The sequence below is a fragment of the Mesorhizobium sp. M1A.T.Ca.IN.004.03.1.1 genome (assembly GCF_003997555.1).
In the GTDB taxonomy this organism is placed as follows: domain Bacteria; phylum Pseudomonadota; class Alphaproteobacteria; order Rhizobiales; family Rhizobiaceae; genus Mesorhizobium.
This window is the reverse complement of the sequence record NZ_RZTV01000006.1, coordinates 174,936-199,529: the sequence shown is the minus strand read 5'-3', so window position 1 is coordinate 199,529 and position 24,594 is coordinate 174,936. Positions and strand designations below refer to the sequence as shown.

Here is a 24,594-nt window from a genome sequence, read left to right as displayed (position 1 = left end):
TCCTCCCACGGACCGGCGCCGAAAGGAATGAACGTGTCTGGTTTCGCCTCGCTCCGCCTGGCTTTCAGCGCAGCCGTTCTCGGCACTCTGCTTTGGGCGCCGCAGACATCCGCGCAAGGCGCGGCCACGTCGGCGCAGACCGTGACGCTGGGGCCGAGCGGCCTGCCGCTGCCGCGCTTCGTCAGCCTGAAATCCGGACGCGTCAACTCGCGCGTCGGTCCGGGCGCCAACTATTCCGTCGACTGGATGTACATGAAGGCCGGACTGCCGATGGAAATCATCCAGGAATTCGACACCTGGCGCCGCGTGCGTGACGCCGACGGCTCCGAAGGCTGGATCAACCAGTCGCTGCTTTCGGGCCGCCGCACCGCGATCGTCGCCCCCTGGCAGCGCGGCAAGGGCGGCCGAATCAATCTGCTCGACGATCCCGACAAGGACGCCGGCGTTGTCGCCATCCTTGAGCCAGGCGTGATGGGCTCGATCAAGAAGTGCGACGGTCAGTGGTGCGAGATGACCTTCGACGGCCATACCGGCTGGGTCGCCCAGTCGCAGGTCTGGGGCGCCTACCCGGGAGAAAAGGTCAAGAACTGATCTGGACCATGATCTGATCCAAACCGTAGGTCAGCGTAGCAAAACCGGTTCCGACTTTTCGCGATCATGGTCTTCGAGCCGCATCGCCAGATCGACAGGCCTCATCGCGGGCAGATCAGTCGCGGCGCTTGGGGCGCAGCCTCACCACGATATCGACGTTGGCGATCTCCATGCCTTCCGGAGGCTCCGGCAGGTTGGAGACGCTCACCGGGCCGCTGGCGATATCGAAGATCCGGTTCTCGCCCTCGACATAGAAGTGGTGGTGATCGGAAGTGTTGGTGTCGAAATACGTCTTCGACCCTTCGACGGCGAGGATGCGCAGCATGCCGGCCTGGGTGAATTGATGAAGGGCATTGTAGACGGTGGCCAGCGAAACCGGCACACCGGCGGCGATCGCCTCTTCATGCAATTCTTCGGCCGAAAGGTGACGGTCGCCCTTGGCGAAAAGCAGGTCGGCCAGCGCAATGCGCTGGCGCGTCGGCCTCAGGCCGGCTTCGCGAACCCGCTTGTCCACAGCGACATTTTCCTTCCGGCAGCCCGAATCCATCTATCCCGTCTAAGCTTGCAAGCCCCATAGACCGGTCCAGAATGGCAAAAAGAGGTCAATGCCAAAAACTGGACACCACCCGACATATATTCTGTCGCCCAAATGCGATCAATAGCGCGCATTGACCCAGGCAGGCGCACGGGTTAAGCGCAAACGCCGGTTTCCGGCCACAAACAGAGTGTGTTAGGAAACCAACGACATGGGCGCCCTGCCGCCCGGAACGAGAACGGGGACGGAATTAATGGCGGGTCAAAAGTCCAGCTACGACTACGAGGAACTGCTTGCCTGCGCCCGCGGCGAGCTGTTCGGACCGGGAAACGCCCAGCTGCCCTACCCGCCGATGCTGATGTTCGACCGGATCACCGAGATCAGCGAGACCGGCGGCGCCTTCGACAAGGGCTTCATCCGTGCCGAGTTCGACATCAAGCCGGATCTTTGGTTCTTCGCCTGCCATTTCATCGGCAATCCGATCATGCCGGGTTGCCTCGGCCTCGACGCCATGTGGCAATTGACCGGCTTCTATCTCGGCTGGCTCGGCGAACCCGGCAAAGGCATGGCGCTGTCGACCGGCGAGGTGAAGTTCAAGGGCATGGTGACGCCATCGGTCAAGAAGGTCGAATATGGCGTCGACTTCAAGCGCGTGATGCGTGGCCGCCTCGTGCTCGGCATCGCCGACGGCTGGCTCAAGGCGGATGGCGAACCCATATACGCGGCAACGGATCTGAAGGTGGGCCTGTCCAAGCAGTCCGCCGCCTGATCGCCATCGCCACGGGCCCTGGCGTGTCCGGCGGATGCGCAAGGACGCTGCGGCAGTTTATTTTGCGTATGATCGAAGGCGGAAACCAATTAGGTTTTTCGCCAAACTACGCCGGAAGGAGTTGCGAATGAGACGCGTCGTAGTGACAGGCCTTGGCATTGTGTCGTCGATCGGCAACAACGCCAATGAGGTGCAGGCCTCGCTTTACGATGCCAAGTCCGGCATCAGCTTTTCCAATTCCTTCGCCGAGCACGGTTTTCGCTGCCAGGTATGGGGCGCGCCGACGCTCGACCCGTCGGCGATGATCGACCGCCGCGCAATGCGTTTCCTGAGCCAAGGCGCTGCCTGGAACCATGTCGCCATGGATCAGGCGATCGCGGACGCCGGGCTCGGCGAGAGCGACATCACCAATGAGCGGACCGGCATCGTGATGGGCTCCGGCGGACCGTCTACCAGGACCATCGTGGAAGCCGCCGAAACGACGCTCAAGAACGGCAGCCCGAAGCGGATCGGTCCGTTCGCGGTGCCGAAGGCGATGTCGTCGACCGCTTCGGCCACCTTGGCAACCTGGTTCAAGATCCACGGCGTGAATTACTCGATCTCGTCCGCCTGCTCGACCTCCGCGCACTGCATCGGCAATGCCTGTGAGCTGATCCAGTGGGGCAAGCAGGATATGATGTTCGCCGGCGGCCACGAGGATCTCGACTGGACGATGTCGGACCTGTTCGACGCCATGGGCGCCATGTCGTCGAAATTCAACGACAAGGCATCGGCCGCTTCGCGCGCCTATGATGTCAACCGCGACGGCTTCGTCATCGCCGGCGGCGCGGGCGTTCTGGTGCTGGAAGAGCTGGAGCACGCCAAGGCGCGCGGCGCCAAGATCTATGCCGAGATCGTCGGCTACGGCGCGACCTCCGACGGCTACGACATGGTGGCGCCGTCCGGCGAAGGCGCCGTGCGCTGCATGCGGCAGGCGCTTGCAACCGTCTCGACGCCGGTCGACTACATCAACACGCACGGCACATCGACGCCGGTCGGCGATTCCAAGGAAATGGGCGCCATCCGCGAGGTGTTCGGCGACCAGATGCCGTATATCACCTCGACCAAGTCGCTGACCGGCCATTCGCTCGGCGCCGCCGGCGTCCAGGAATCGATCTACTCCATCCTGATGATGCAAGGCGGCTTCATCGGCGAGAGCGCCCATATCGAGGAGCTCGATCCCGAATTCGAGGGCATGCCGATCGTGCGCAAGCGCATCGACAACGCCAAGATCGACACCGTCCTGTCCAATTCCTTCGGTTTCGGTGGCACCAACGCAACGCTGATTTTCCAGCGCTATTCCGCATAAGGATTGCCTTTTATGGAAGGGTTGATGAAGGGCAAGCGCGGGCTTGTCATGGGGGTCGCCAACGATCATTCGATCGCCTGGGGCATCGCCAGGAAACTGTCCGAGCACGGGGCGGAGCTTGCCTTCACCTATCAGGGTGACGCCTTCGGGCGGCGGGTCAAGCCGCTGGCCGAGAAGCTCGGGGCCTCGCTGGTCGTGCCTTGCGACGTCGAGGACAGCGCCTCGGTCACCGCAACCTTCCAGACGTTTCGCGAAGCCTGGGGCGGCCTGGATTTCGTCGTTCACGCCATCGGCTTCTCCGACAAGAACGAGCTCAAGGGCCTCTACGCCGACACCAGCCGCGACAACTTCGTCCGCACCATGGTGATCTCCTGCTATTCCTTTACAGAGATCGCCCGCAATGCCGCCGCGCTGATGACCAATGGCGGCTCGATGATCACGCTGACCTATGCCGGGTCGGTGCGGGTCATGCCGAACTACAATGTCATGGGCGTCGCCAAGGCCGGACTGGAGGCGAGCGTGCGCTATCTCGCCAACGATTACGGCCCGCGCGGCATTCGGGTGAACGGCATCTCGGCAGGACCGGTGCGGACGCTCGCCGGCTCAGGCGTATCCGACGCACGCCACATGTTCTCCTATCAGCAGCGCAATTCGCCGCTACGGCGCACCGTCACCATCGACGAGGTTGGCGGCTCGGCGCTCTACCTGCTGTCCGATCTATCTTCGGGAGTCACAGGCGAGATCCACTATGTCGATTCCGGCTATCACATCGTCTCCATGCCGACGCTAGAGGAACTGAAGCAGAACGACGGCCCCCGCGAATAATTCGCTAACGAAAAAAGCACCTTCCAGTAAAATTGGAGGCATTGGCGGAAACCCATTTTAAGGAGGTATCCGCTAAACGGCCCCTGTAGTTCAGGGACCTTGCATGTCTGCAGTCAGCAACCCGAAGCGAACACCGCTGTTCCGGCTGATCACCATCGCCAGCTCGGCCATGGGCAGTTTTATCCTCGGACTCTGGGGGTTGCGCTTCGGCTTCGGCGACGGCCTGGCCGGCATGTCTGCCGGGACGATGGCGGGTATCATCGCCGCGCTCTGTGCCCTTTCCGCCGGCGGCGCCGCGATGTCCTTCTTCGCAGGCATCGATGAATCGGCCGAATACGTCTTCAAGGAAACCCATTTCGACAAGATGACCGGCCTGCTGACGCGCCAGGCGATCGTCGGAAAGGTCGCGGCGGCGGCAGCGGAAACGCTGGAGACCGGCGAACCGGTCTACTTGATCGATATCGACATCGACCGCTTCAAGCAGATCAACGACGCCATCGGCTACAGTCATGGCGACGAGCTGATCCGCGCCTTCACCAAAAGGCTGAAGGAGAGCATGCCGGAGGATGCCGTGATCGGGCGGCTCGGCGCCGGCGAATTCGCCGTGCTCTTGCCAGACCGTGAGATCCGGGGATATCTCGAACGGTTCCTCGAAACATTCATCAACCGCATGATGGAGCCCTACCAGCTCCAGACGCATCTGCAGTCGGTCAGCATGTCCGTCGGTATCGTGGCGATGCCGAAGGACGGCGTCGATCCAGTGCTCATCCTTCGCCGTTCAAACCTGGCGCTGCAGAATGCGCGCGCAAGCGGCATCGGCAACTGGTCGGTCTTCCACGCCGACATGGGCCGCGTTGCGGACCACCGGCAATGGATTGAATCGGAGCTGAAAACCGCCTTCGACCGCGGCGACTTCAGCCTCCACTACCAGCCGCAATTCGACCTGCAGGGCGGCCGTGTCGTCGGCTATGAAGCGCTGATCCGGTGGAAGCATCCGGAACGCGGCATGATCCCGCCGATGGAATTCATTCCGATCGCCGAGGAAACCGGCATGATCAACCCGATCGGCGAATGGGTGCTGCGCAAGGCTTGCAGCGACGCCCAGTACCTGCCGGAGGATTGCTTCGTCGCCGTCAACATCTCGCCGGTCCAGTTCATGACCAGGGACTTCGTCGGCATCGTGCGCCAGACCATGGCATCGACCGGCATCAAGCCGTCGCGGCTGGAACTCGAAGTCACCGAAACGGCGATGATGCAGGACCGCGACCGCGCGGCCGTCATCCTGCGGCAACTCGCCGAGATGGGCATCTCGGTCGCCGTCGACGATTTCGGCACCGGCTATTCCAACCTGAGCTATCTGATCGACTTCTCGTTCGGCAAGCTGAAGATCGACCGCTCCTTCGTCAGCCGCATCGATACCGATTCCAGCTCGGGCGCTGTCGTCTCGACCATCGTCGGGCTATCGCGGGCGCTCGGCGTCGGCATCATCGCCGAAGGCGTCGAGACCGAGAACCAGGCGACGCTGCTGAGAGCCGCCGGTTGCGAGGTCGTGCAGGGCTATCTGTTCGGCCGCCCCGCGCCGCTCGAGATCGAGCTCGGCGCGTTGCGCCCTGTTCATGCCAGGCGCGAGCCGGCACGCCTCGTCAGCCTGCAGTAGGGCGCTGCATTCTTTTCCTGGAGCAATCACGGGGACGGAAAACCGTCTCACGCGCTTTTCCTGGAGTTGCTTTTAACGCCGCGCCGAAAACACCTTGAACATGCCATCGCGCGCAACCTCGGCGTGACTGGAGAAGGCTCCCGCCAGCACCTGTTCGTAGGGCAACTGCCGGTTCGCCACCATGAACAGGCGTCCACCTGGTTTCAGTGCCTTTGATGCCGCGCGGATCATGCCAGCGCCGATGCCCGGGTCGGCAGCCCTGCCGCTGTGGAAGGGCGGGTTCATGACGATCGCGTCGTAACCTCGCTCGACCGTTTCGGTCAGCAGATCGGTCCAGAAGAAGCGCGGCTCGACAGCGGTTGCGGGGATATTGACCCTTGCCGCCTCCAGGGCCTCGAAATCCGCTTCGTAGAGGTCGAGACCGGACAGCCCTGTCGAGCGTTCCATCACTTCGGCCGCCAGATAGCCCCAGCCGGCACAGAAATCGGCGACATTGCCCGCAAGCCCCTGCGGCAGGCTGTCCAGCAGAAGCTTCGATCCTGCGTCGACCCGATCGAAGGAGAACATGCCGGGCGCGGTGCGGAAGCGGCCTTCGACGACCAGATCAGGGTTGGCGGCGCGAAGCGCCCGGGCCGCATCCATGCCGGCCCGGCGGAACCAGAAGGCGACGCCGTGATGCTTCGGCAGGTGGGCTTCGAGCGGCGACAGCGCGCCCACGCGCTTGCGCAGGCTATCGATGCCGTCTTCCTTGCCGCCAGCGACGACGATCAACCCGCCGGGCGCGACGCGCTCGATGGCTTCGGCGATGCGCAGCTCGTTCTGGCCGCGATGCCGGCCGGCCAGCACAAGGGCAGCATCGAAGGCCGAGCCTTCCGCCTGCGGCGTGACCGAATAGCCGGCTGCCTGCAGGGCACGAAAATGCGGCCGAAAACCTTGCACGAGATGCAGCGCCGCAGTGACGCCGCCGGGCAAACGGAAACCAGGCTCAGCGCCAAGAAACAGGATGCGGGCATCGCTTCGCGGCCAAGGCAGCGCTTCGGCCTCGAACGGATAGAACAGCGTCTTCAGCGGCTCAGCGGCCATTCACCTACCCTTGAAGGGCGCTTGAAATAGAAACGGGCGCGACCTTGCAGCGCGCCCGTTTCAATCATGCGGTCAGGCCAATCAGGCGGCGTCTTCCTCGCCTTCCGGCTTCTTCTTTTCCTGAACGATTTCCTTGCCGGTCGCCTGGTCGACGACCTTCATCGACAGGCGCACCTTGCCGCGCTCGTCGAAGCCCATCAGCTTGACCCAAACCTTGTCGCCTTCCTTGACGACGTCGGAGGTCTTGGCGACGCGCTCATTGGCGAGCTGCGAGATGTGGACGAGGCCGTCGCGCGGGCCGAAGAAGTTGACGAAGGCGCCGAAGTCGGCCGTCTTAACGACGGTACCTTCGTAGATCTCGCCGACTTCCGGCTCGGCGACGATGGTGTGGATCCACTTCTTCGCCGCCTCGATCTCCTTGGCGTTGGCCGACGCGATCTTGACCGTGCCGTCATCCTCGATATTGATCTTGGCGCCGGTCTTCTCGACGATCTCGCGGATCACCTTGCCGCCGGAGCCGATGACGTCGCGGATCTTGTCGGTCGGGATGTGCATGACCTCGATGCGCGGCGCAAATTCGCCGAGCTCGGCGCGCGAGGAAGATATGGCATGCGCCATCTCGCCCAGGATGTGCAGCCGGCCTTCCTTGGCTTGGCCGAGCGCGATGCCCATGATCTCCTCGGTGATGCCATCGATCTTGATGTCCATCTGCAGCGAGGTGACGCCGTTGGCGGTGCCGGCGACCTTGAAGTCCATGTCGCCGAGATGATCCTCGTCGCCAAGGATGTCGGAGAGCACCGCGAAGCGCTCGCCTTCCTTGATCAGGCCCATGGCGATGCCGGCCACGGGCTTGGCGATCGGCACGCCGGCATCCATCAGCGCCAGCGAGGTGCCGCAGACCGTCGCCATCGAGGACGAGCCGTTCGACTCGGTGATCTCCGAGACGACGCGCAGCGTGTACGGGAACTGGTCCGCCGAAGGCAGCATCGGGTGGATCGCGCGCCAGGCAAGCTTGCCGTGGCCGATCTCGCGGCGGCCCGGCGAGCCCATGCGGCCGGTTTCGCCAACCGAATAGGGCGGGAAGTTGTAGTGGAGGAGGAACTTCTCCTTGTACATGCCGGTCAGCGAATCGACGAACTGCTCATCCTCGCCGGTGCCGAGCGTGGCAATGACCAGCGCCTGAGTCTCGCCGCGGGTGAACAGCGCCGAACCATGGGTACGCGGCAGGACGCCGACTTCGGCGACGATCTTGCGCACGGTCTTCAGGTCGCGGCCGTCGATGCGCGAGCCGGTGTCCAGGATGTTCCAGCGTACGACCTTGGCCTGGAGCTCCTTGAAGACGCTTGCGATCTGCTCGGAGGAGTATTTCGGATCCTCGCCTTCGGCCGGCGTGAACGCGGCCTTGACCTTCGCCTTGACGGCGTCGACGGCCGCGTAGCGGGACTGCTTCTCGATGATCTTGTAGGCGTCGCGAAGCTCGTCGCCGACAACCTTCAGCATCTCGCCTTCGAGCTGCGAATGGTCCGGCGCGGTGAAGTCGCGCGGATCCTTGGCGGCGACCTCGGCCAGCTTGATGATGGCGTCGATCACCGGCTGGAAGCTTTTGTGACCGAACACGACGGCGCCGAGCATGAGCTCCTCGCTGAGCTCCTTGGCCTCGGATTCGACCATCAGCACGGCGTCGGCGGTGCCGGCGACGACGAGGTCGAGCTTCGATTCCTCCATCTCGTCGATATGCGGATTGAGCACATACTCGCCGTTGATGTAGCCGACGCGGGCGCCGCCGATCGGGCCCATGAAGGGCACGCCGGACAGCGTGAGCGCGGCCGAGGTAGCGACGATCGACAGGATGTCCGGATCGTTCTCGAGATCATGCTGGACGACGGTGACGACGATCTGGGTGTCGTTCTTGTAGCCGTCAGCAAACAGCGGGCGGATCGGGCGGTCGATCAGGCGGGAAACCAGCGTTTCCTTCTCGCTCGGACGGCCCTCGCGCTTGAAGTAGCCGCCCGGAATTTTGCCGGCGGCATAGGTCTTTTCCTGGTAATTGACGGTGAGCGGGAAGAAATCGAGGCCGGGCTTCGGCTCCTTCATCGAAACGACGGTGGCGAGAACCACGGTCTCGCCGTAGGTGGCGAGCACCGCGCCGTCAGCCTGGCGAGCGATCTTGCCGGTTTCCAGGATGAGCGGACGGCCGCCCCATTCGATTTCCACTTTGTGTTGATTGAACATATCTTGTCCTTCATGTGCGGAAAGGGCCGCGCCGTCTCAACGGTCGCGGAGCATCCCTTCCCTGGCTTCCTTCGGGCAGCCACGGGCAAGACAACGGGAAGCTCGACAGGTGGCGATTGCCGAGCGAGCATCCTGCAATCCTGCCCCATGACCGTCCATGGGCGGTTCCGAACGGCCCTTTGCGCTCCCGGAACCGGGTCTGGCCGACCGGTCGGCCGGCCTTTTGCGCACGACGCCGGAAACCCCTGTTTCCGAGACGCGCCATGCGCGAATGCGAATTTCGAGAGCGCGGCGCGCTCCACTCCAGCATCGGGCACCGGAGCGACCGGTCCGCCAATGCGCGACCGGCGGGCTCTCCGCAGAGAGCCCGCCGGTCAATTCGTCAGCGACGGAGACCGAGCTTGTCGATCAGCGTCTGATAGCGCGTGTCATCCTTGCGCTTGAGGTAATCAAGCAGGCTGCGGCGCTGGGAAACGAGAGCAAGCAAACCACGGCGGGAATGGTTATCCTTCTTGTGGTCCTTGAAGTGCTCCGTCAGGTTCTTGATGCGCTCGGAAAGGATGGCAACCTGGACTTCCGGGGACCCGGTATCGCCCTTCGCGGTCGCGAATTCGGCCATCAGTTCTTTTTTGCGATCGGCAGTAATCGACATCGTGTTTTTCCTTATCTGTTCGAGGAAACGGGACGCCCTCAGCCGGGATGTCGTCCAGCAGGGGCCGGTGCAAGCAGCGCGTCAGGGCGCGAAGCTGCCGCGCATATAGTGCAATTTCCCGCAAAACACCAGCCTAATTGTCAAGCCGGCTTGTCGCATGTCCTGCCGCAAAAACAGAGGGTTCTGCTGCTACAGCCACTTCTTCCATTTGAAGAAGGCGACGAGCCCGACAGCAACGACCAGCATGAACAAAAGTGCCGCCGGGTAGCCGTAGTAGGCCTTGAGCTCCGGCATGTTCCAGGGCGAGCTATCCGGGTCGAAGTTCATGCCCCAGACACCGACGAGGAAGGTGAGCGGCATGAAGATCACCGAGACGATGGTCAGATAGGAGATGACGTCGTTGGTGCGTGCCTGGGTCAGCGACAGATGCATTTCGATCAAGCCGGTCAGCATGTCGCGCTGGGTCTCGACCAGTTCGATCAGCCGCAGCGCATGGTCGAGCGTGTCGTTGAAGAATATCTTGGTCTCGGCCTGCACGAAGGGCACGTCGTTGCGGATCAGCGTCGCCAGCGCGTCGCGCATCGGCCACAGCACGCCCTTCAGCACATTGGCGTCGCGCCGCAATTCGTGCAACTGCCGCATCTGGTGCTTGTGGGGCGTGCTGAGCATCTGGTCTTCGATGCCGTCGACCAATTCGCTCACCGTCTCGATCGGCGGGAAATAGCTGTCGACGATGGCGTCGATCAGCGCATAGGCGAGATAGTCGGCGCCGCGCGAGCGCAGCCGGTTGGGCATGGGAGCCGCGATGCGCTTGCGCACTGGATCGAACGGGTCGCCCTCGCGCTCCTGAAAGGTGACGACGAAATTCTCGCCGAAGAACACCGCGATCTGCTCGTAGCGATGCGCGGCGACATCGTCGATCATGCGCATGACGACGAAGGCGTGGTCCTCGAAGAAATCCACCTTCGGCCGCTGGCCGGTGTTGACGACATCCTCGAGCGCCAGCGGATGAAGGTCGAAAATCCGGCCGATCTCTTCGATCAGCGGGATGTTCGCGAGCCCCGTGCAATCAAGCCAGACGACCGGCCAGCGGTCGCAATGGGTGTTGAGCTCGTCGATGCTGGCATTGTCGATGGTTTTGTATTTCTCCGGGGAGATCAACGTCAGCCGAAGCTCGCTGCGCCGCGCCGCCGGATCGGCGATCAAGGTGCCGGGCGAAGCGCCGACCGGCGGCCGGCGGATTTTCAGCGGCGCCCGTTTTCCGACGGCCTCAGCCATTGCCATAATCCTCTGGGCCATGATTCCTCTGGGCCATGAGCTCCCCTGGGGCGCGACGTCATAGCAGTTCGGGGATCGCTGAACTGCTCTAACCGTCGGTTTTCATGCAATTCCGACGGGAACCGTTACACGTTTTCCTGGAACTGCGAGCCGAAACTAGCCGAGTGCCGTCAACCGGCAAAGACCCGCTTGGGCTTGAACATGCCCTGTTCTATGGCGCCGATGGCGACGAGCTTGCCGCGCGCCGTGGCACAGGCCTCCTCGGCCTCGACCGGCGCGTCGCGCCCTCGAATGATGACGGGATTGCCGAGGCGGATCTTGGTCGCGGCGTCGTCGCTGACGGCGACCTGCGGCAAGCAGTCAAGTGCTGCGGCGGTCTCGACCAGCAGCGCATCGATGGCGCCGAAATCGACCGACACCTCGGCTTCTTCGTCCGCATTCTCATCCGTCTTGCCGCCGAAGCGCGCCGCTTCGAGCTCGGCGACGGTGACGAAATCGTCCGCCGTGAACGGCTCGACCTCGACGCGGCGCAACTCGGAGATGTGGCCGAGGCAGCCCAGATCGCGACCCATGTCGCGCGCCAGCGAGCGCACATAGGTGCCCTTGCCGCACTCGACCTCGAAGACGGTTCTATCGACACCATGCTCGACGATGTCCAAACGGCCGATTTCGATCTCGCGGGCGGGAATGTCGACCGTCTCGCCGTCGCGGGCAAGATCGTAGGCGCGCTCGCCGGCAATCTTGACGGCAGAGAATTGCGGCGGCGTCTGCATGATGACGCCGGTGTATTTCGGCAGCAGCGCCCGCACCTCGGCCTCGGCCGGGCGGCGGTCCGAGCTGTTCGTCACCGGCCCTTCGAGGTCGTCGGTCGACCGCTCCTCGCCCCAGGCGACGGTGAAGCGGTAGACCTTGGCGCCATCCTGCACGTAAGGCACGGTCTTGGTCGCCTCGCCGAGCGCGATCGGCAGCATGCCGGAAGCCAACGGGTCGAGCGTGCCGGCATGGCCGGCCTTCTCCGCTTGGAACAGCCATTTGATCTTGGAGACGGCTTCGGTCGAGCCCATGCCGACCGGCTTGTCCAGCACCACCCAGCCGGAGACCGGCCGGCCCTTCTTCTTGCCGCGGCGCGCCACCTATTCCTCGTCCTTGTCGTTGTTTTTATTCTGGTGGTCGAGATCGCGCGCGACCTCGGGCGATTTCAGCAATTCGTTGATCCTGGCGAAATTGTCGAAAGACGTATCGAGCCGGAAGCGAAACTCGGGCATGTACTTCATCTGCCTGAGCGCGCCCGAGACGCGGCCGCGAATGAATTTCGCATGCCTGTTGAGCGCCCCGACCACGGCATCGGCGTCGCCGACACCAAGCGGAGAAACGAAAGCGGTGGCGATCTTGAGGTCGGGCGACATGCGTACTTCCGAGACCGAGACGACACTGTTCTCGATCACCGGGTCGATGATTTCGCCGCGCTGCAGGGTCTCGGATAGGGCGTGACGCACCTGCTCACCGACGCGCAGCATGCGCTGGGAGGGGCCTGATGTTGTCGAACGGGACATTTTTCTTCAGTCCTGAAATCGTGAAGCGCGGGATGGGACCGCGCCACATGTCTCAACTACGAAACAAGGATCTCGGGCGGCAGCCTTGCGGCCGCCGCCCGGTGAATTCCGGCAAGTATATCCGAAATTAGAGCGTCCGGCTCACCATCTCGACGCGGAAGCACTCGATGACGTCGCCGACGCGCATGTCCTCGTAGTTCTGGAAGGCCATGCCGCATTCCTGACCGCCCGGCACTTCCGAAACCTCGTCCTTGAAGCGCTTCAGCGTCTTCAGCGTGCCTTCGTGGACGACGACGTTGTCGCGGATCAGGCGCACGCCCGCGCCACGCTCGACCTTGCCTTCGGTGACGCGGCAGCCGGCGATCTTGCCGACCTTCGAGATGTCGAAGATCTCGAGGATCTCGGCATTGCCGATGAAGGTCTCGCGCCGCTCGGGCGAGAGCATGCCGGAAAGAGCTGCCTTAACGTCATCGACGAGGTTGTAGATGATCGAATAGTAGCGGATCTCGATGCCGGCAGCGGCAGCAGCCGTGCGCGCCTGCGCATTGGCGCGGACGTTGAAGCCGATGATCGCAGCGCCCGAGGTCTCGGCAAGCGAGACGTCGGTTTCTGTGATGCCGCCGGCACCCGAATGGACGATCCGTACCCTGACCTCGTCGTTGCCGAGCTTTTCGAGCGCAGCGTTGATCGCCTCGATCGAGCCCTGCACGTCGCCCTTGATGACCAGCGGAAACTCCTTCAGCCCGCTCGCTTGCAACTGCGACATCATCTGCTCGAGCGAGCCGCGCTGGCCGGCATGCTTGGCCACCGCCTTCTCGCGCGCCAGGCGCTGGCGATACTCGGTGATCTCACGCGCACGCGCCTCGTTGTTGACGACCGCGAAGCGGTCGCCTGCCTGCGGCGTGCCCTGGAGGCCGAGCACCTCGACCGGCATTGCCGGCGGCGCTTCCGGCACATGCTCGCCGCGATCGTTGACCAGCGCGCGGACACGGCCCCATTCGTTGCCGGCGACGATGATGTCGCCGGGCATCAGCGTGCCGGTCTGCACCAGCACGGTGGCGACCGGACCGCGGCCCTTGTCCAGCTGCGCCTCGATGACCGCGCCTTCGGCGGTGCGGTCGGGATTGGCCTTGAGGTCGAGGACTTCGGCTTGCAGCAGAATCGCTTCCAGCAGCTTGTCGAGATTGGTGCCCTTGGTCGCCGAAACCTCGACGTCCAGCACCTCACCGCCCATCGATTCCACGAACACTTCGTGGCGCAGCAGTTCAGTGCGCACCTTCTGCGGGTCGGCGTCGCGCTTGTCGATCTTGTTGATCGCCACGATGATCGGCACGCCGGCCGCCTTGGCGTGATTGATCGATTCGATCGTCTGGGGCATGACGCTGTCGTCGGCCGCCACCACCAGCACGGCGATGTCGGTCACCTGGGCGCCGCGAGCGCGCATCGCCGTGAAGGCGGCGTGGCCGGGCGTGTCGATGAAGGTGATCTTCTGACCGTTCTTCTCGATCTGGTAGGCGCCGATATGCTGGGTGATGCCGCCGGCCTCGCCTGAGACGACATTGGCGTTGCGGATGGCGTCGAGCAGCGAGGTCTTGCCGTGGTCGACATGGCCCATGATGGTCACCACGGGCGGACGCGACACCAGGTCTTCCGGACGGTCGGCGATGTTGAACAGGCCTTCCTCGATGTCGGACTCGGCGACGCGGCGGACCGTATGGCCGAATTCGGAAGCGACCAGCTCGGCCGTATCGGCGTCGATGACGTCGCCCGGCTTCAAGATCTGGCCCTGCTTCATGAAGAACTTGACCACGTCCACGGCGCGCTCGGACATGCGCTGCGCCAGTTCCTGGATGGTGATGGTTTCGGGCAGGATCACTTCGCGCATGACTTTCTCGCGCGGCTCGTTGTGCATCGCGCGCTTGAATTTTTCCTGGCGGCGGCGCATCGACGACAGCGAGCGGCCGCGCGCATCTTCATCCGACAGCGCGGTGTTCAGCGTCAGCTTGCCGCGGCGACGGTCTTCCTCGCCCTTGGTCGGCTTGGCCGGCCGCGCGACTTCCGGCGTGGCCAGACGGCGCACAGGCGCTCCGGCGCCGGCACCACCAGGGCGCCGCGGCTTGACCTCCTCTTCCTCGTCGGCCGTGGCCAGCTCGGCGGCTTGCGGGGCGCGGCGGCGCGCTTCTTCCTCGGCGCGGCGGCGGGATTCGGCCTCGGTTTGCAGACGTGCCTCCTCCTCGGCCTGACGGCGGGCGGACTCCTCACGCTCGCGCTTGCGGCGCTCTTCCTCCTCGGCGCGGCGCTTGGCCTCTTCCTGGGCGCGCTGACGATCTTCGATCTCACGCGCCTTGGAGCCTTCGAGCGCCCTGCGGCGCGCTTCCATCTCGCCGCGCGACAACTCGTTCAGCACCATTCCGGAGCGTTCCGGCTGCGGCGGCGCCTTCGGCGCTTCCGGCACGGCAGGCGCGGGTGCCGCGGCTGCGGGCTTCGGGGTGAAGACGGACGGCGCCACCGGCTCCGGCTTGTCGCCGGGCAGCGAGAACTTGCGCTTCTTGGTCTCGACCACGACCGACTTGGTGCGTCCGTGCGAGAAATTCTGGCGCACGGTGCCCTGCTCGAGGCCAGGGCGCTTCAGCGTCAAGGTCTTCTTCGGCGTAACGCTCAACGTCTTGTCGTCGCCCGATTTCGTATCGCTCATTCCATATCCTCTGCGGCATCATCATCGTCAGCAACGGCCGCAAGCATTGCCAAATCGTCCGGGGTTCCGCCCCGATAACGGTCGAGCGCAACCATGCGCTTCTCAACCGCCTTACCCGCATCCTGCGCGAGGACGGCAGCATGTATCACATTTGTACCCCCCAATGCCAAGCTCAACTCGGCTTCTGGGAAAAGTTTGTAGGCCGGTGTAGCGGGGCCGCCGAGATGAACGGTTGCCCGCCGCGCCTGACTGATCTTGCGCACGCCGTCGTCCGAGGCTTCCCTCGCGTGCAGCACGAAGAGCGCCTGCCCGTCGCGCACGGCAGCCTCTACCTTGGCGGCGCCCAGTACGACCGCTCCGGCCTTGCGAGCAAGACCCAACATGCCCAGGGCGGATCTGGAAAGCAGCCCGTCGACCATGTCGCCGAGTTCGGCTGGAACGGTGACCTGCGCCTTGAAGGCGCGGGCAAACAGGTTCTTCGCCGCTGCCTTGTCGATATGTAGGCGATCGGCGGTGACCCAGCAACCGCGGCCGGGCAGATTTCGCTTGATGTCCGGAACGACGGCCGAATCCGGGCCGACGACGAAGCGGATCAGTTCATCTGCTTCGGCCTGCCTGCGCGTGACGATGCAAGTGCGATCGTTCATGTCGTCCACGGGTTTTGCGATTGGTGGTCACCTCACGCACCGACGGTTTCACCGGCCGCTTCCTCAGCGGCCAGTTCTTCCTCGGAAATCCAGCCGGCCTTCTTGCGAGCGGTCAGCACCATCTGCTCGGCATCGGCGCGCGAGACGCCGTGATCGGCGAGCACACCGGGATAGACCTTGGTCTCGCCGTCCTTGCGTTCCTTCCAGCCGATCAGGTCATCGGCGGCATAGCCGGCGAAGTCCTCGATCGTCTTCACGCCGTCCTCGCCGAGGGTCACCATCATGGCCGTGGTGATGCCGGGGATTTCGCGCAGCTCGTCCTCGACGCCGAGCGCCTTGCGCTTCTCGTCGTGCTCGGCCTCGATCTTCTCCAGATATTCGCGGGCGCGCGACTGGATTTCCGAAGCGGTGTCCTCGTCGAAGCCGTCGATCGAGGAGATTTCGCCAGAATCGACATAGGCGACTTCCTCGACGCTGGTGAAGCCTTCCGAGGCAAGCACCTGACCGACCATCTCGTCGACATCGAGGGCTTCCATGAAGAGGGCCGAACGCTCGACGAATTCCTTCTGGCGGCGCTCGCTCTCTTCCTGCTCGGTCAGGATGTCGATGTCCCAGCCGGTGAGCTGCGAGGCAAGACGCACGTTCTGGCCGCGGCGGCCGATGGCCAGCGACAGCTGGTCGTCCGGCACGACCACCTCGATGCGCTCGGCATCCTCGTCGAGCACCACCTTGGCGACTTCCGCCGGCTGCAGCGCATTGACGATGAAGGAAGCGGCCGAAGGCGACCACGGAATGATATCGATCTTCTCGCCCTGCAATTCGCCGACCACCGCCTGGACGCGGCTGCCGCGCATGCCGACGCAGGCGCCGACCGGATCGATGGAGGAATCCCGCGAGATGACGGCGATCTTGGCGCGCGAGCCCGGATCGCGGGCGACTGACTTGATCTCGATGATGCCGTCGTAGATTTCCGGCACTTCCATGGTGAAGAGCTTGGCCATGAACTGCGGATGCGTGCGCGACAGGAAGATCTGCGGGCCGCGCTGCTCGCGGCGCACGTCGTAGACATAGGCGCGGACGCGGTCGCCATATTTGTAGTTCTCGCGCGGGATCAGCTCGTCGCGGCGGATGATCGCCTCGCCGCGGCCGAGGTCGACGATGACGTTGCCATATTCGACGCGTTTGACGGTGCCGTTGACGATCTCGCCGATGCGGTCCTTGTACTCGTCATACTGACGATCGCGCTCGGCCTCGCGCACCTTCTGGACGATGACCTGCTTGGCCGACTGCGCGGCGATGCGGCCGAAATCCATCGGCGGCAGCTGTTCGGCGATGAAGTCGCCGAGTTGGGCGTCGGGATTGCGCTCGCGCGCCGTGGAAAGGGCGATCTGCGTCGCGTAATCCTCGACCTTCTCGACCACTTCCATCAGCCGCTGCAGCTTCATCTCGCCCGTATTGGGATTGATGTCGGCACGGATATTGGTTTCCTGCCCATAACGCGAACGCGCCGCTTTCTGGATCGCATCGGCCATCGCCGCGATGACGATCTGCTTATCGATCGACTTTTCACGCGCGACCGCATCGGCGATCTGCAGCAGTTCGAGCCTGTTGGCGCTTACAACCATTGTCTTTCTCCCGACTTCGCTCCGGGCATCGGCCCTGAAGCTCGATCAACTTTCCTGTTCGGTTTCGCTTTCTTCGCCGGCGACTGCATCTTCTTCCGCTTCGCCTCGGCGTTTTTTTGCTTCCTTGCGGGCCCTGTTGTCCTTCGACAGGGCCTCGCGAATAAGATCGTCGGTCAGCACCAGACGCGCCTCGGCAATCGCGTCATAGGGCACGCGCACCGTCGGCTCTTCGCCATAGGCCGCCTTGTCGCGCTCCAGCAAGATGCCGTCGGAGTCCGCCTCGGCGATCTTGCCTTTGAAGCGCTTGCGGTCGCCGATGAGGACTGACGTCTCCATCTTGACCAGATGGCCGGTCCAGGTGGTGAAATCCGATTTGCGCACCAGCGGCCGGTCGATGCCCGGCGACGAGACTTCGAGATGATACGCCTTTTCGATCGGATCTTCGACATCGAGCGCGGGCGAAACCGCGCGGCTGACCTCTTCGCAATCCTCGACGGTCATGGTGCCGTCGTCGCGCTCGGCCATGATTTGCAGCGTCAGCCCGTTCTGGCCGGTCAGTTGCACCCGCACGAGGCGGAAGCCGATGGCCTTCAGCACCGGCTGTATGATCAGCGCAATGCGCGCATCGATACCGCTTTCGCGGATGATACGGTCGTCGGCCTCGCTTGCCGCTGCGGTCATAAGTTTCCTGTCGCCTTGTCGCTCCGGCCGGCAGGTAACAAAAAAGAGCGGGACCGGGTGGACCCACTCTTCGTCATACCGACCAAGAATTTGAGGCTGATATAAACGATCCCGTCCGGCGTTTCAAGCCTGACGATGCATCGGAAGCCCGACGGTAGCAGCGTTGCGTGCCGAGCATGGCAGCCATGCGCCGGCGCCTCTGTAACCTTCGCCTGCCGACAACCATCTATGTTGCGGTGCAGAAAGAAAGGTCGGGCGCACTGGCGCGCGAAAGTATTTGTCATGGACCGTGGATTGTTTTTTGTGATTGGCGATTTTCTTGGCACGTTCGGCAGCGCGGCTGCCGCATCGCGGGCCGTCGAGGCGAACCGCAAGCCGCGCCGCAGCGACCTGAAGAAACTCGGCATCGACCTGGCCGCTTTCGACAAGCTCGGCCGCTTTTAGGCCGCCCACGGAAGAAACGGACAATAGCTGAGTTCGAGCTTAAGCCTCGAGGCGCAGAATTCGTTGGCGGTCGCGGCTTCTTCGAGAGGCAGCCCTCGCCCCTACTTCTGGGCTTCTACGAGCGACGCAGCGATTGCAGCAATCGAACGGAACAAGACAAGCGGATCGTCCTTCGTCGGCAGAAATCCCCGTCTTTGCCAGAATTGCGCCGCCTCCCCGTCGATTGCATTGACCATGAGCGCACGTCCTCCAATCAGATCTGCAGCCTGAACGCAGCGCTGGAGCGCGTGCTTCAGCAAGCCAGTGCCGACACCGCGCCCAGCCCATTCTGTATCGGTCGCAAGCTGGCCAAGGAGAAGACAGGGCACCGGATCGGGCGGTTGCCCTGTGCGAATCGACCGGGGCAAGATCGACGGCACCACAGCCGTCGGCGCCAAGGCATAATATCCGACCACTCGGCCGGCCTCGTGGACAACGAGAACGGCCGTGAAGCCTTTCTCCTGATTGGAGAGCGCGCGCGTTTTCAGCCAGTGATCAAGTGTAGGTTTCCCGCAGGAAAACCCGGAAACGTCGTGAGCTGCGCCAAGCGGTTCGGGAGCCGATAAGGCCACGGCCTAGCGCTTTGCTGCGTAACCGGCTTCCCAGGGCGCGGGCCGCTTTGCCAATTCCACTATGTCGGGAACCGGAGCGACCGGGGCTGACAGAACCTCGATAAACTCCGCGAAGCCTTCCGGGCTCATGCGGATAAGGCGGCTGTCCATCAACACATCTTCGGCCGCGCGCACGGCAGCATCGCGCACGAAATCCGTGCGGGACCGGCCGCGGAGAGCGGCGGCACGATCAATGATCGCCACGTCGGCCTCCGGCAGGCGCATCGAGATCGGATATTCCTTACGTTCCACCGTGGCGGCCATAGTTAATCTCCCTGCCGTTAATATGGCAGCATGTAGCGCGAACTGCAATACATCAATCGTCCAAGCCGGCCGCAAGCCGAGTTTTCTCCGACCGGACGACCGCTTTGGCAGGTCCCCCCGCTGCTGAGCGGCTGGTTACCGGTCCCTGGGAAGTTAGTGCTCGATAGCGTCCGGCCTACTTCCGGATAAAGGTCAGATAGGCGGGCCGCCTTCCCGCGCGAAGGGCCTTTGCCTCGTAGCGGGTGCCGGGCCAGCCCTCATAGGGCGTGTGCCAGTCGGCAGCCTCGTTTGCCTGCCAGGCGAAACTGCTATTGGCGCTGCAGGCGAGCAGCGTCCAGTTCACATAGCTGTCGATATCGGAGGCGAAGCGGAATCTCCCGCCCGGCTTCAGCACCCGGGCCAACCGGTCGAGATTGGCGGGGCTGACAAAGCGCCGCTTCCAGTGCTTCTTCTTCGGCCAGGGATCGGGATAAAGCAGGTCGATGCCGTCGAGCGAGGCTGGCGGCAGCCAATCGAGCAGACGCGTGGCGTCGTCGTCATAGACTCTCAGATTGGCGAGCGGGCGCTTGTCGAGCGCCGTCATCATCTTGGCCATGCCGTTGACGAAGGGCTCGACGCCGATGAAACCGGTCGCCGGAGCCTCCGTCGCGCGATGCAGAAGATGTTCGCCGCCGCCGAAGCCGATCTCGAGCCGACAGGCTGAAACGTCCGCCTTGAACAGCGTTCCAAGGTCCGCGGGTGCCTCCGCCGTCAGGTCGAGGCGATAGGCGCGCAAGCCACGTTCAAGCGCCTCGGCCTGCTGCGGACGAATGGTCTTGCCGTGCCGGCGGCCGAAAAATCCTTCGGTCGCGCGGCTTGGCCTGTCGGTTGGCTCCATGAACAGGTCTGGCGACGCCGTCAGGCGGCAATCGCATCGGCAACCGCGTCCTTGAGCGCCTTGGCAAGGTCCGTCTTCTCCCAGGAGAAGGAACCGTCCCGGCCGGCCTTGCGGCCGAAATGGCCATAGGACGAGGTTTTCGCGTAGATCGGCTTGTTGAGGTCGAGATGACGGCGGATGCCGGAAGGCGAGAGGTCCATCACCTTGCGCAGCGCCTCCTCGAGCCTGGCCTCGTCGACCCTGCCGGTGCCGTGCAGGTCAACATAGACCGACAGGGGCTGGGCGACGCCGATGGCGTAGGAAAGCTGGATGGTGCAGCGGTCGGCGAGCTTGGCCGCTACCACGTTCTTGGCGAGATAGCGCGCCGCATAAGCAGCCGAACGGTCGACCTTGGTGGTATCCTTGCCGGAGAAGGCGCCGCCGCCATGGGGCGCAGCACCGCCATAGGTATCGACGATGATCTTGCGGCCGGTGAGGCCGGCATCGCCGTCGGGCCCGCCGATCACGAACTTGCCGGTCGGGTTGATGTACCAGTTGCAGTCGTCGGCGACCTTGAGTTCGCCAAGCGCCTCGCGGACGTAAGGCTCGACGACATTGCGGACCTTCTTCGAATCCCAGCTCGAGTCGAGGTGCTGGGTGGAAAGCACGATCTGCGTCACTTCCGCCGCCTTGCCGTTGGCATAGCGCACGGTGACCTGGCTCTTGGCGTCCGGGCCGAGCTTGGCGGCCTCGCCGTTGCCTTCGTGGCGCGCGGCGGCAAGCAATTCGAGGATCTTGTGACTGTAGTAGATCGGCGCCGGCATCAGGTCCGGCGTCTCGCGGCAAGCATAGCCGAACATGATGCCCTGGTCGCCCGCGCCTTCCTCGCCCTGGCGGTCGGCGGCATTGTCGACGCCCTGGCCAATGTCCGGCGACTGGCCGTGCAGCAGCACCTCGATCTTGGCCGTCCTCCAATGGAAGCCGGCTTGCTCGTAGCCGATCTCACGGATGGCCTTGCGGGCGACCGATTTGAACTTGGTCGGATTGACGACCGGGTGGCCCGCCGCATCCTTGAGGATGTTGCCTGCCTTGTCCTTCTTCAGCAGCGTCTCGGGAACCCTGACCTCGCCGGCGATGACGACGCGGTTGGTGGTGGCCAGCGTCTCGCAGGCAACGCGCACCTTCCACGGGTCCATGCCCGTCTTCCTGGCCTCGCGATAGACGAGATCGACGATCTCGTCGGAGATACGGTCACAGACTTTGTCGGGATGGCCTTCGGAGACGGATTCCGAGGTGAAGAGATAGTTCTGCCGCGTCACGGGTGTCCCCTCTTGAAAAGGATCGGCAAGGCTGCCGATTTTGGCGCGCCACGTGTTAGCGGTGCCGGGCGCCGCTCGTCAAGCGGCGCGACAGATCTGGCATGACTATCGGCACAATCAACTTGTGCCACCGGCGGCAGGGTACCGCCGGCGACATGAGCCTGGATTCACTCGGCGTCGTCCGGCGAAAGGGACTTCACAAGATCGATAATCCGGCGCCGCACCTTGACGTCGGGAATCTTGACGAAGGCACGATTGAGCTGAAGCCCTTCCGGGCTGCCGCAGAATTCGATCGCGAAAGTCATCGAGGCATCCTCGGCAAATCCCCGGTTGCCGGTGACCGCCTCCTGACCGGGGGCGTCCTCGAAGAAGAAGGCGACAGGGACGCTCAGGATGGAGGCGATTGCCTGCAGGCGGCTGGCGCCGACCCTGTTGGTCCCCTTTTCGTACTTCTGTATCTGCTGAAACGTGATGCCGAGATTTTCACCCAGCTTTTCCTGGCTCATTCCAAGCATATTGCGACGCAGCCGAATACGACTGCCGACATGAATGTCGATCGGATTCGGCTTCTTCTTGTTCTCTTCTGTCATTTTTTCCTCGCCGAATTTTTCCGGCTTTTTCTATTTTTGCCGCCCAAACGAAACCGGAGCCACCTGCCCCAACAGACCCCTCCAACCGACTTCGAGAAAATTTTAGGCGTTACAGTATGAGTTTCTAATGTGCCGACTGTCAATTCACCCGTAGCCGCTGCCTTACATTCAATGTGAGGGCCGCGAGGGCAAACAGCAACATGATCAGCAATCCGTTAATTCGCCGCTGATCGGCGGTTACCAGGGCGCGCCCGGAAACCGGCACATGGGCGTCGATGGCGCCGCGCGCATCGACTGCCAGGGCATCGACGATGCGCCCACGCGAATCGACAACGGCGGAGATGCCGTTGTTGGCCGCACGCAACAAAGGCACTCCATTCTCCACCGCACGAATCTGCGCCTGCCTGAAGTGCTGGTAAGGGCCTGGCGTGTGGCCAAACCAGGCGTCGTTGGTGACGTTCACAATAAGCTCGGATGACGCTGCATCGATTGCAACGAGGTCAGGAAAGATGGCCTCGTAACAGATGAACGGAACCGCGCGCAGGCCGTTCGGCACCGCGATCGGATGGCGTTCGTTGCCGGCGGCGAAATTCATCGGTCCGGCAACGAGCTGACCTATGCCGAAACGCTCGAACAGGCCGGCAAAAGGCAGATATTCGCCGAACGGCACCAGATGCACCTTGTCGACAGCATCGACGATCTCGCCCTTGTCGTTGATCGCCACCACGGAGTTGTAATAACGGCTGCCGGCATTGCCTGCGCCACCCTCCTCGCGCACCACGCCGGCAATCAGCATCTGGCCGTCGCCCAGCATATCCCCCAAGGCCGTCAGCGCGTCCGGACGCTCCGTGAACAGGAACGGCACGGACGTTTCCGGCCACAGGATCAGTTGCGGCTTGGCATGGCCTTGCTCCGGTGCCTTCGCCGAAATCCCCATCAGCGTGGCGAAGATGCGGTCGCGCACCGAGGCATCCCATTTCTCGGTGAGGTCGACGGCGGGCTGAACGATGCGCACGTCGATCGAGCGGGTGGCCGGCGGGGCTGGGACGGCAAGCCTGAAATAGCCGAAGCCGACGTGAGCGGCAACGAGAGCGACGAACAAGGCCAAGCCCAGCCTGAGATGCCGGCGCGCCGCGACAAGCGCCGGCAGGGAAAAGACAAAAACGGCGAGCGCGTTCATGCCGATCATGCCCGTCACCGACACGCTTTGCATCAGGAGGGGCACCGGCATTGCGGCATAGCCGACGGCATTCCAGGGAAAGCCGGTGAACAGGAAATCGCGCAGCCATTCCGCAAGGCCGAAGCCGAAGGCAAGTGCGGCGATGCGGCCGATATCACTGCTCCAGCAAAGCCGCGCCACGAGCGTCGCAAAACCATAGAAGAAGGCGAGCCCAAAGGGGATGCCGACGACGGCGAAGGGCAGCGCCCAGGCGAAGCTGTCGGCCTCGACAAGAAGGGCCTGGCCGATCCACCAGAGGCCGGCGAGGAAATAGCCGAAGCCGAACCACCATCCGATGGCGAAAGCCGGGCGAAGGCGACGCAGCCAGCCGTCGGAGGCTTCACCGGTGGCGCCGTCGAGCAGCCAGACAAGCACCGGAAACGAGACGAAACAGACGGCGAAGAAATCGTAAGGCGCCTGGGCGAGAACCGCGAGCGCTCCCGCGACAAACGCTACCAGCGACCGCCGCCACCCCCACAGCAGAATTATCCGGCCGGCAAAGCGCTGCATTCAACTTTCCAAGTCGCGCGAATCAGGCAGCCAGAGATTTAACAGGCCGAGCCGGATGCTCCAAACACGAGTAAGCGCAACCAAATTCACGGTCGCGCTAACGGTGCCACCCTTCAATGCTGAGGCCGCTCAGTCGCTCGGCCTCCTCTTTGGGCACAATGCGCACGGCCTGTGTGAAGGTCCAGACATGGCCTTCTGGATCGCGGGCTCGATATTGCCGTTCGCCGTAGAAGCGATCGATGGGCTCCTCAACGATTTCTGCCCCCGCGGCGCGCGCTTTCTCGCAATGGGCGCCGAGGTCTTCCCTCAATCGGATATAAACCGACTGCGTGTTCTTGCCGCCGACAGAGGCGGGGCTGGCAATATGCGCGGCCCATTCGCCATCGACGATGATATAGCCGTCGCCGAACCGCATTTCGGCATGAACAAGTCGCCCGTCGCTGTCGCTCGCCAGCATGCTCGGCTCGAAGCCGAACGCCGCCTGAAGCCAGGCCAAAGCCGCGCGGGGATCTTGATAGAAGACGCCGGAGCCGAGGACAGCGTGCTTGAACGGGTCGTCGATCGGCATGAG

At 63.4% G+C, this 24,594-nt stretch carries 24 protein-coding genes; 6 read left to right on the top strand and 18 right to left on the bottom strand.

Going from position 1 to position 24,594, the window contains the following annotated elements; all coding sequences use genetic code 11:
- Window positions 1–33 precede the first annotated feature (33 nt).
- Window positions 34–591, top strand: a complete 558-nt coding sequence (locus EOD29_RS20755; protein WP_067324770.1) for an SH3 domain-containing protein — start codon at window positions 34–36, stop codon at window positions 589–591.
- A 115-nt stretch (window positions 592–706) separates the two neighbouring features.
- On the opposite strand, the gene irrA is transcribed toward EOD29_RS20755, so the two are convergent.
- Window positions 707–1,138, bottom strand: coding sequence for an iron response transcriptional regulator IrrA (irrA, locus tag EOD29_RS20750; RefSeq protein ID WP_066996377.1), 432 nt, complete (start codon window positions 1,136–1,138; stop codon window positions 707–709).
- A gap of 241 nt (window positions 1,139–1,379) precedes the next feature.
- Between irrA and fabA the strand changes: the two genes are divergently transcribed.
- The 4 genes from fabA (at window position 1,380) to EOD29_RS20730 (ending at window position 5,725) form a co-directional block, all read left to right on the top strand.
- Window positions 1,380–1,895: a 3-hydroxyacyl-[acyl-carrier-protein] dehydratase FabA gene (gene fabA / locus EOD29_RS20745; RefSeq protein WP_027165888.1), complete on the top strand. Its 516-nt coding sequence runs from the start codon at window positions 1,380–1,382 to the stop codon at window positions 1,893–1,895.
- Between the two features lie 127 nt (window positions 1,896–2,022).
- A complete protein-coding gene (gene fabB / locus EOD29_RS20740) occupies window positions 2,023–3,243 on the top strand; it encodes a beta-ketoacyl-ACP synthase I (RefSeq protein WP_095824401.1) in 1,221 nt (406 codons plus the stop codon).
- 12 nt (window positions 3,244–3,255) lie between these two features.
- Window positions 3,256–4,068, top strand: coding sequence for an enoyl-ACP reductase FabI (fabI, locus tag EOD29_RS20735; protein WP_067324541.1), 813 nt, complete (start codon window positions 3,256–3,258; stop codon window positions 4,066–4,068).
- A 103-nt stretch (window positions 4,069–4,171) separates the two neighbouring features.
- A complete protein-coding gene (locus EOD29_RS20730) occupies window positions 4,172–5,725 on the top strand; it encodes a bifunctional diguanylate cyclase/phosphodiesterase (protein WP_127247640.1) in 1,554 nt (517 codons plus the stop codon).
- Between the two features lie 72 nt (window positions 5,726–5,797).
- Here EOD29_RS20730 and EOD29_RS20725 read toward each other — a convergent pair whose 3' ends face one another.
- From EOD29_RS20725 to rimP, 10 genes are all read right to left on the bottom strand, one after another.
- On the bottom strand, window positions 5,798–6,808 hold the full coding sequence (locus tag EOD29_RS20725) for a class I SAM-dependent methyltransferase (protein ID WP_127247638.1): 1,011 nt from the start codon (window positions 6,806–6,808) through the stop codon (window positions 5,798–5,800).
- An 81-nt stretch (window positions 6,809–6,889) separates the two neighbouring features.
- Complete coding sequence (gene pnp / locus EOD29_RS20720; protein ID WP_095824224.1) at window positions 6,890–9,040, bottom strand: polyribonucleotide nucleotidyltransferase; 2,151 nt, start codon at window positions 9,038–9,040, stop codon at window positions 6,890–6,892.
- A gap of 382 nt (window positions 9,041–9,422) precedes the next feature.
- The gene (rpsO, locus tag EOD29_RS20715; protein ID WP_275955123.1) at window positions 9,423–9,734 is read right to left on the bottom strand and encodes a 30S ribosomal protein S15; all 312 of its coding nucleotides are present in this window, start codon (window positions 9,732–9,734) and stop codon (window positions 9,423–9,425) included.
- Window positions 9,735–9,881: 147 nt separating this feature from the next.
- Window positions 9,882–10,976, bottom strand: a complete 1,095-nt coding sequence (corA, locus tag EOD29_RS20710; protein ID WP_127247699.1) for a magnesium/cobalt transporter CorA — start codon at window positions 10,974–10,976, stop codon at window positions 9,882–9,884.
- A gap of 164 nt (window positions 10,977–11,140) precedes the next feature.
- The gene (truB, locus tag EOD29_RS20705) at window positions 11,141–12,103 is read right to left on the bottom strand and encodes a tRNA pseudouridine(55) synthase TruB (RefSeq protein WP_127247636.1); all 963 of its coding nucleotides are present in this window, start codon (window positions 12,101–12,103) and stop codon (window positions 11,141–11,143) included.
- Window positions 12,104–12,523, bottom strand: coding sequence for a 30S ribosome-binding factor RbfA (rbfA, locus tag EOD29_RS20700; protein ID WP_067324535.1), 420 nt, complete (start codon window positions 12,521–12,523; stop codon window positions 12,104–12,106).
- A gap of 127 nt (window positions 12,524–12,650) precedes the next feature.
- The gene (infB, locus tag EOD29_RS20695; protein WP_095828019.1) at window positions 12,651–15,218 is read right to left on the bottom strand and encodes a translation initiation factor IF-2; all 2,568 of its coding nucleotides are present in this window, start codon (window positions 15,216–15,218) and stop codon (window positions 12,651–12,653) included.
- Entirely contained in the window at window positions 15,215–15,865 is a 651-nt protein-coding gene (locus EOD29_RS20690; RefSeq protein ID WP_095777502.1) for an RNA-binding protein, read from the bottom strand. Before EOD29_RS20690 ends, infB begins: the two co-directional genes overlap by 4 nt.
- 32 nt (window positions 15,866–15,897) lie before the next feature.
- On the bottom strand, window positions 15,898–17,490 hold the full coding sequence (gene nusA / locus EOD29_RS20685; protein WP_066996346.1) for a transcription termination factor NusA: 1,593 nt from the start codon (window positions 17,488–17,490) through the stop codon (window positions 15,898–15,900).
- A gap of 45 nt (window positions 17,491–17,535) precedes the next feature.
- A complete protein-coding gene (rimP, locus tag EOD29_RS20680) occupies window positions 17,536–18,171 on the bottom strand; it encodes a ribosome maturation factor RimP (protein WP_067324531.1) in 636 nt (211 codons plus the stop codon).
- Window positions 18,172–18,465: 294 nt separating this feature from the next.
- On the opposite strand from rimP, the gene EOD29_RS20675 reads away from it, so the two are divergent.
- Window positions 18,466–18,615, top strand: coding sequence for a hypothetical protein (locus EOD29_RS20675; protein WP_206520480.1), 150 nt, complete (start codon window positions 18,466–18,468; stop codon window positions 18,613–18,615).
- 101 nt (window positions 18,616–18,716) lie between these two features.
- Here the strand turns inward: EOD29_RS20675 and EOD29_RS20670 are convergent, their stop codons facing one another.
- The 7 genes from EOD29_RS20670 to EOD29_RS20640 form a co-directional block, all read right to left on the bottom strand.
- Window positions 18,717–19,226, bottom strand: coding sequence for a GNAT family N-acetyltransferase (locus tag EOD29_RS20670; RefSeq protein ID WP_095824230.1), 510 nt, complete (start codon window positions 19,224–19,226; stop codon window positions 18,717–18,719).
- A gap of 3 nt (window positions 19,227–19,229) precedes the next feature.
- Window positions 19,230–19,529, bottom strand: coding sequence for a DUF1778 domain-containing protein (locus EOD29_RS20665; protein ID WP_127247632.1), 300 nt, complete (start codon window positions 19,527–19,529; stop codon window positions 19,230–19,232).
- A 175-nt stretch (window positions 19,530–19,704) separates the two neighbouring features.
- Complete coding sequence (locus EOD29_RS20660) at window positions 19,705–20,406, bottom strand: tRNA (guanosine(46)-N(7))-methyltransferase TrmB (RefSeq protein ID WP_127247630.1); 702 nt, start codon at window positions 20,404–20,406, stop codon at window positions 19,705–19,707.
- Window positions 20,407–20,426: 20 nt separating this feature from the next.
- Window positions 20,427–21,704 carry a methionine adenosyltransferase gene (gene metK / locus EOD29_RS20655; RefSeq protein ID WP_066996328.1) on the bottom strand — a complete coding sequence of 426 codons (1,278 nt, stop codon included), beginning with the start codon at window positions 21,702–21,704 and terminating at the stop codon, window positions 20,427–20,429.
- Between the two features lie 167 nt (window positions 21,705–21,871).
- A complete protein-coding gene (locus EOD29_RS20650; RefSeq protein WP_095777507.1) occupies window positions 21,872–22,294 on the bottom strand; it encodes a helix-turn-helix transcriptional regulator in 423 nt (140 codons plus the stop codon).
- Window positions 22,295–22,433: 139 nt separating this feature from the next.
- Entirely contained in the window at window positions 22,434–24,023 is a 1,590-nt protein-coding gene (lnt, locus tag EOD29_RS20645; protein ID WP_127247628.1) for an apolipoprotein N-acyltransferase, read from the bottom strand.
- Window positions 24,024–24,120: 97 nt separating this feature from the next.
- Complete coding sequence (locus EOD29_RS20640) at window positions 24,121–24,591, bottom strand: VOC family protein (RefSeq protein ID WP_127247627.1); 471 nt, start codon at window positions 24,589–24,591, stop codon at window positions 24,121–24,123.
- Between the last annotated feature and the right edge of the window lie 3 nt (window positions 24,592–24,594).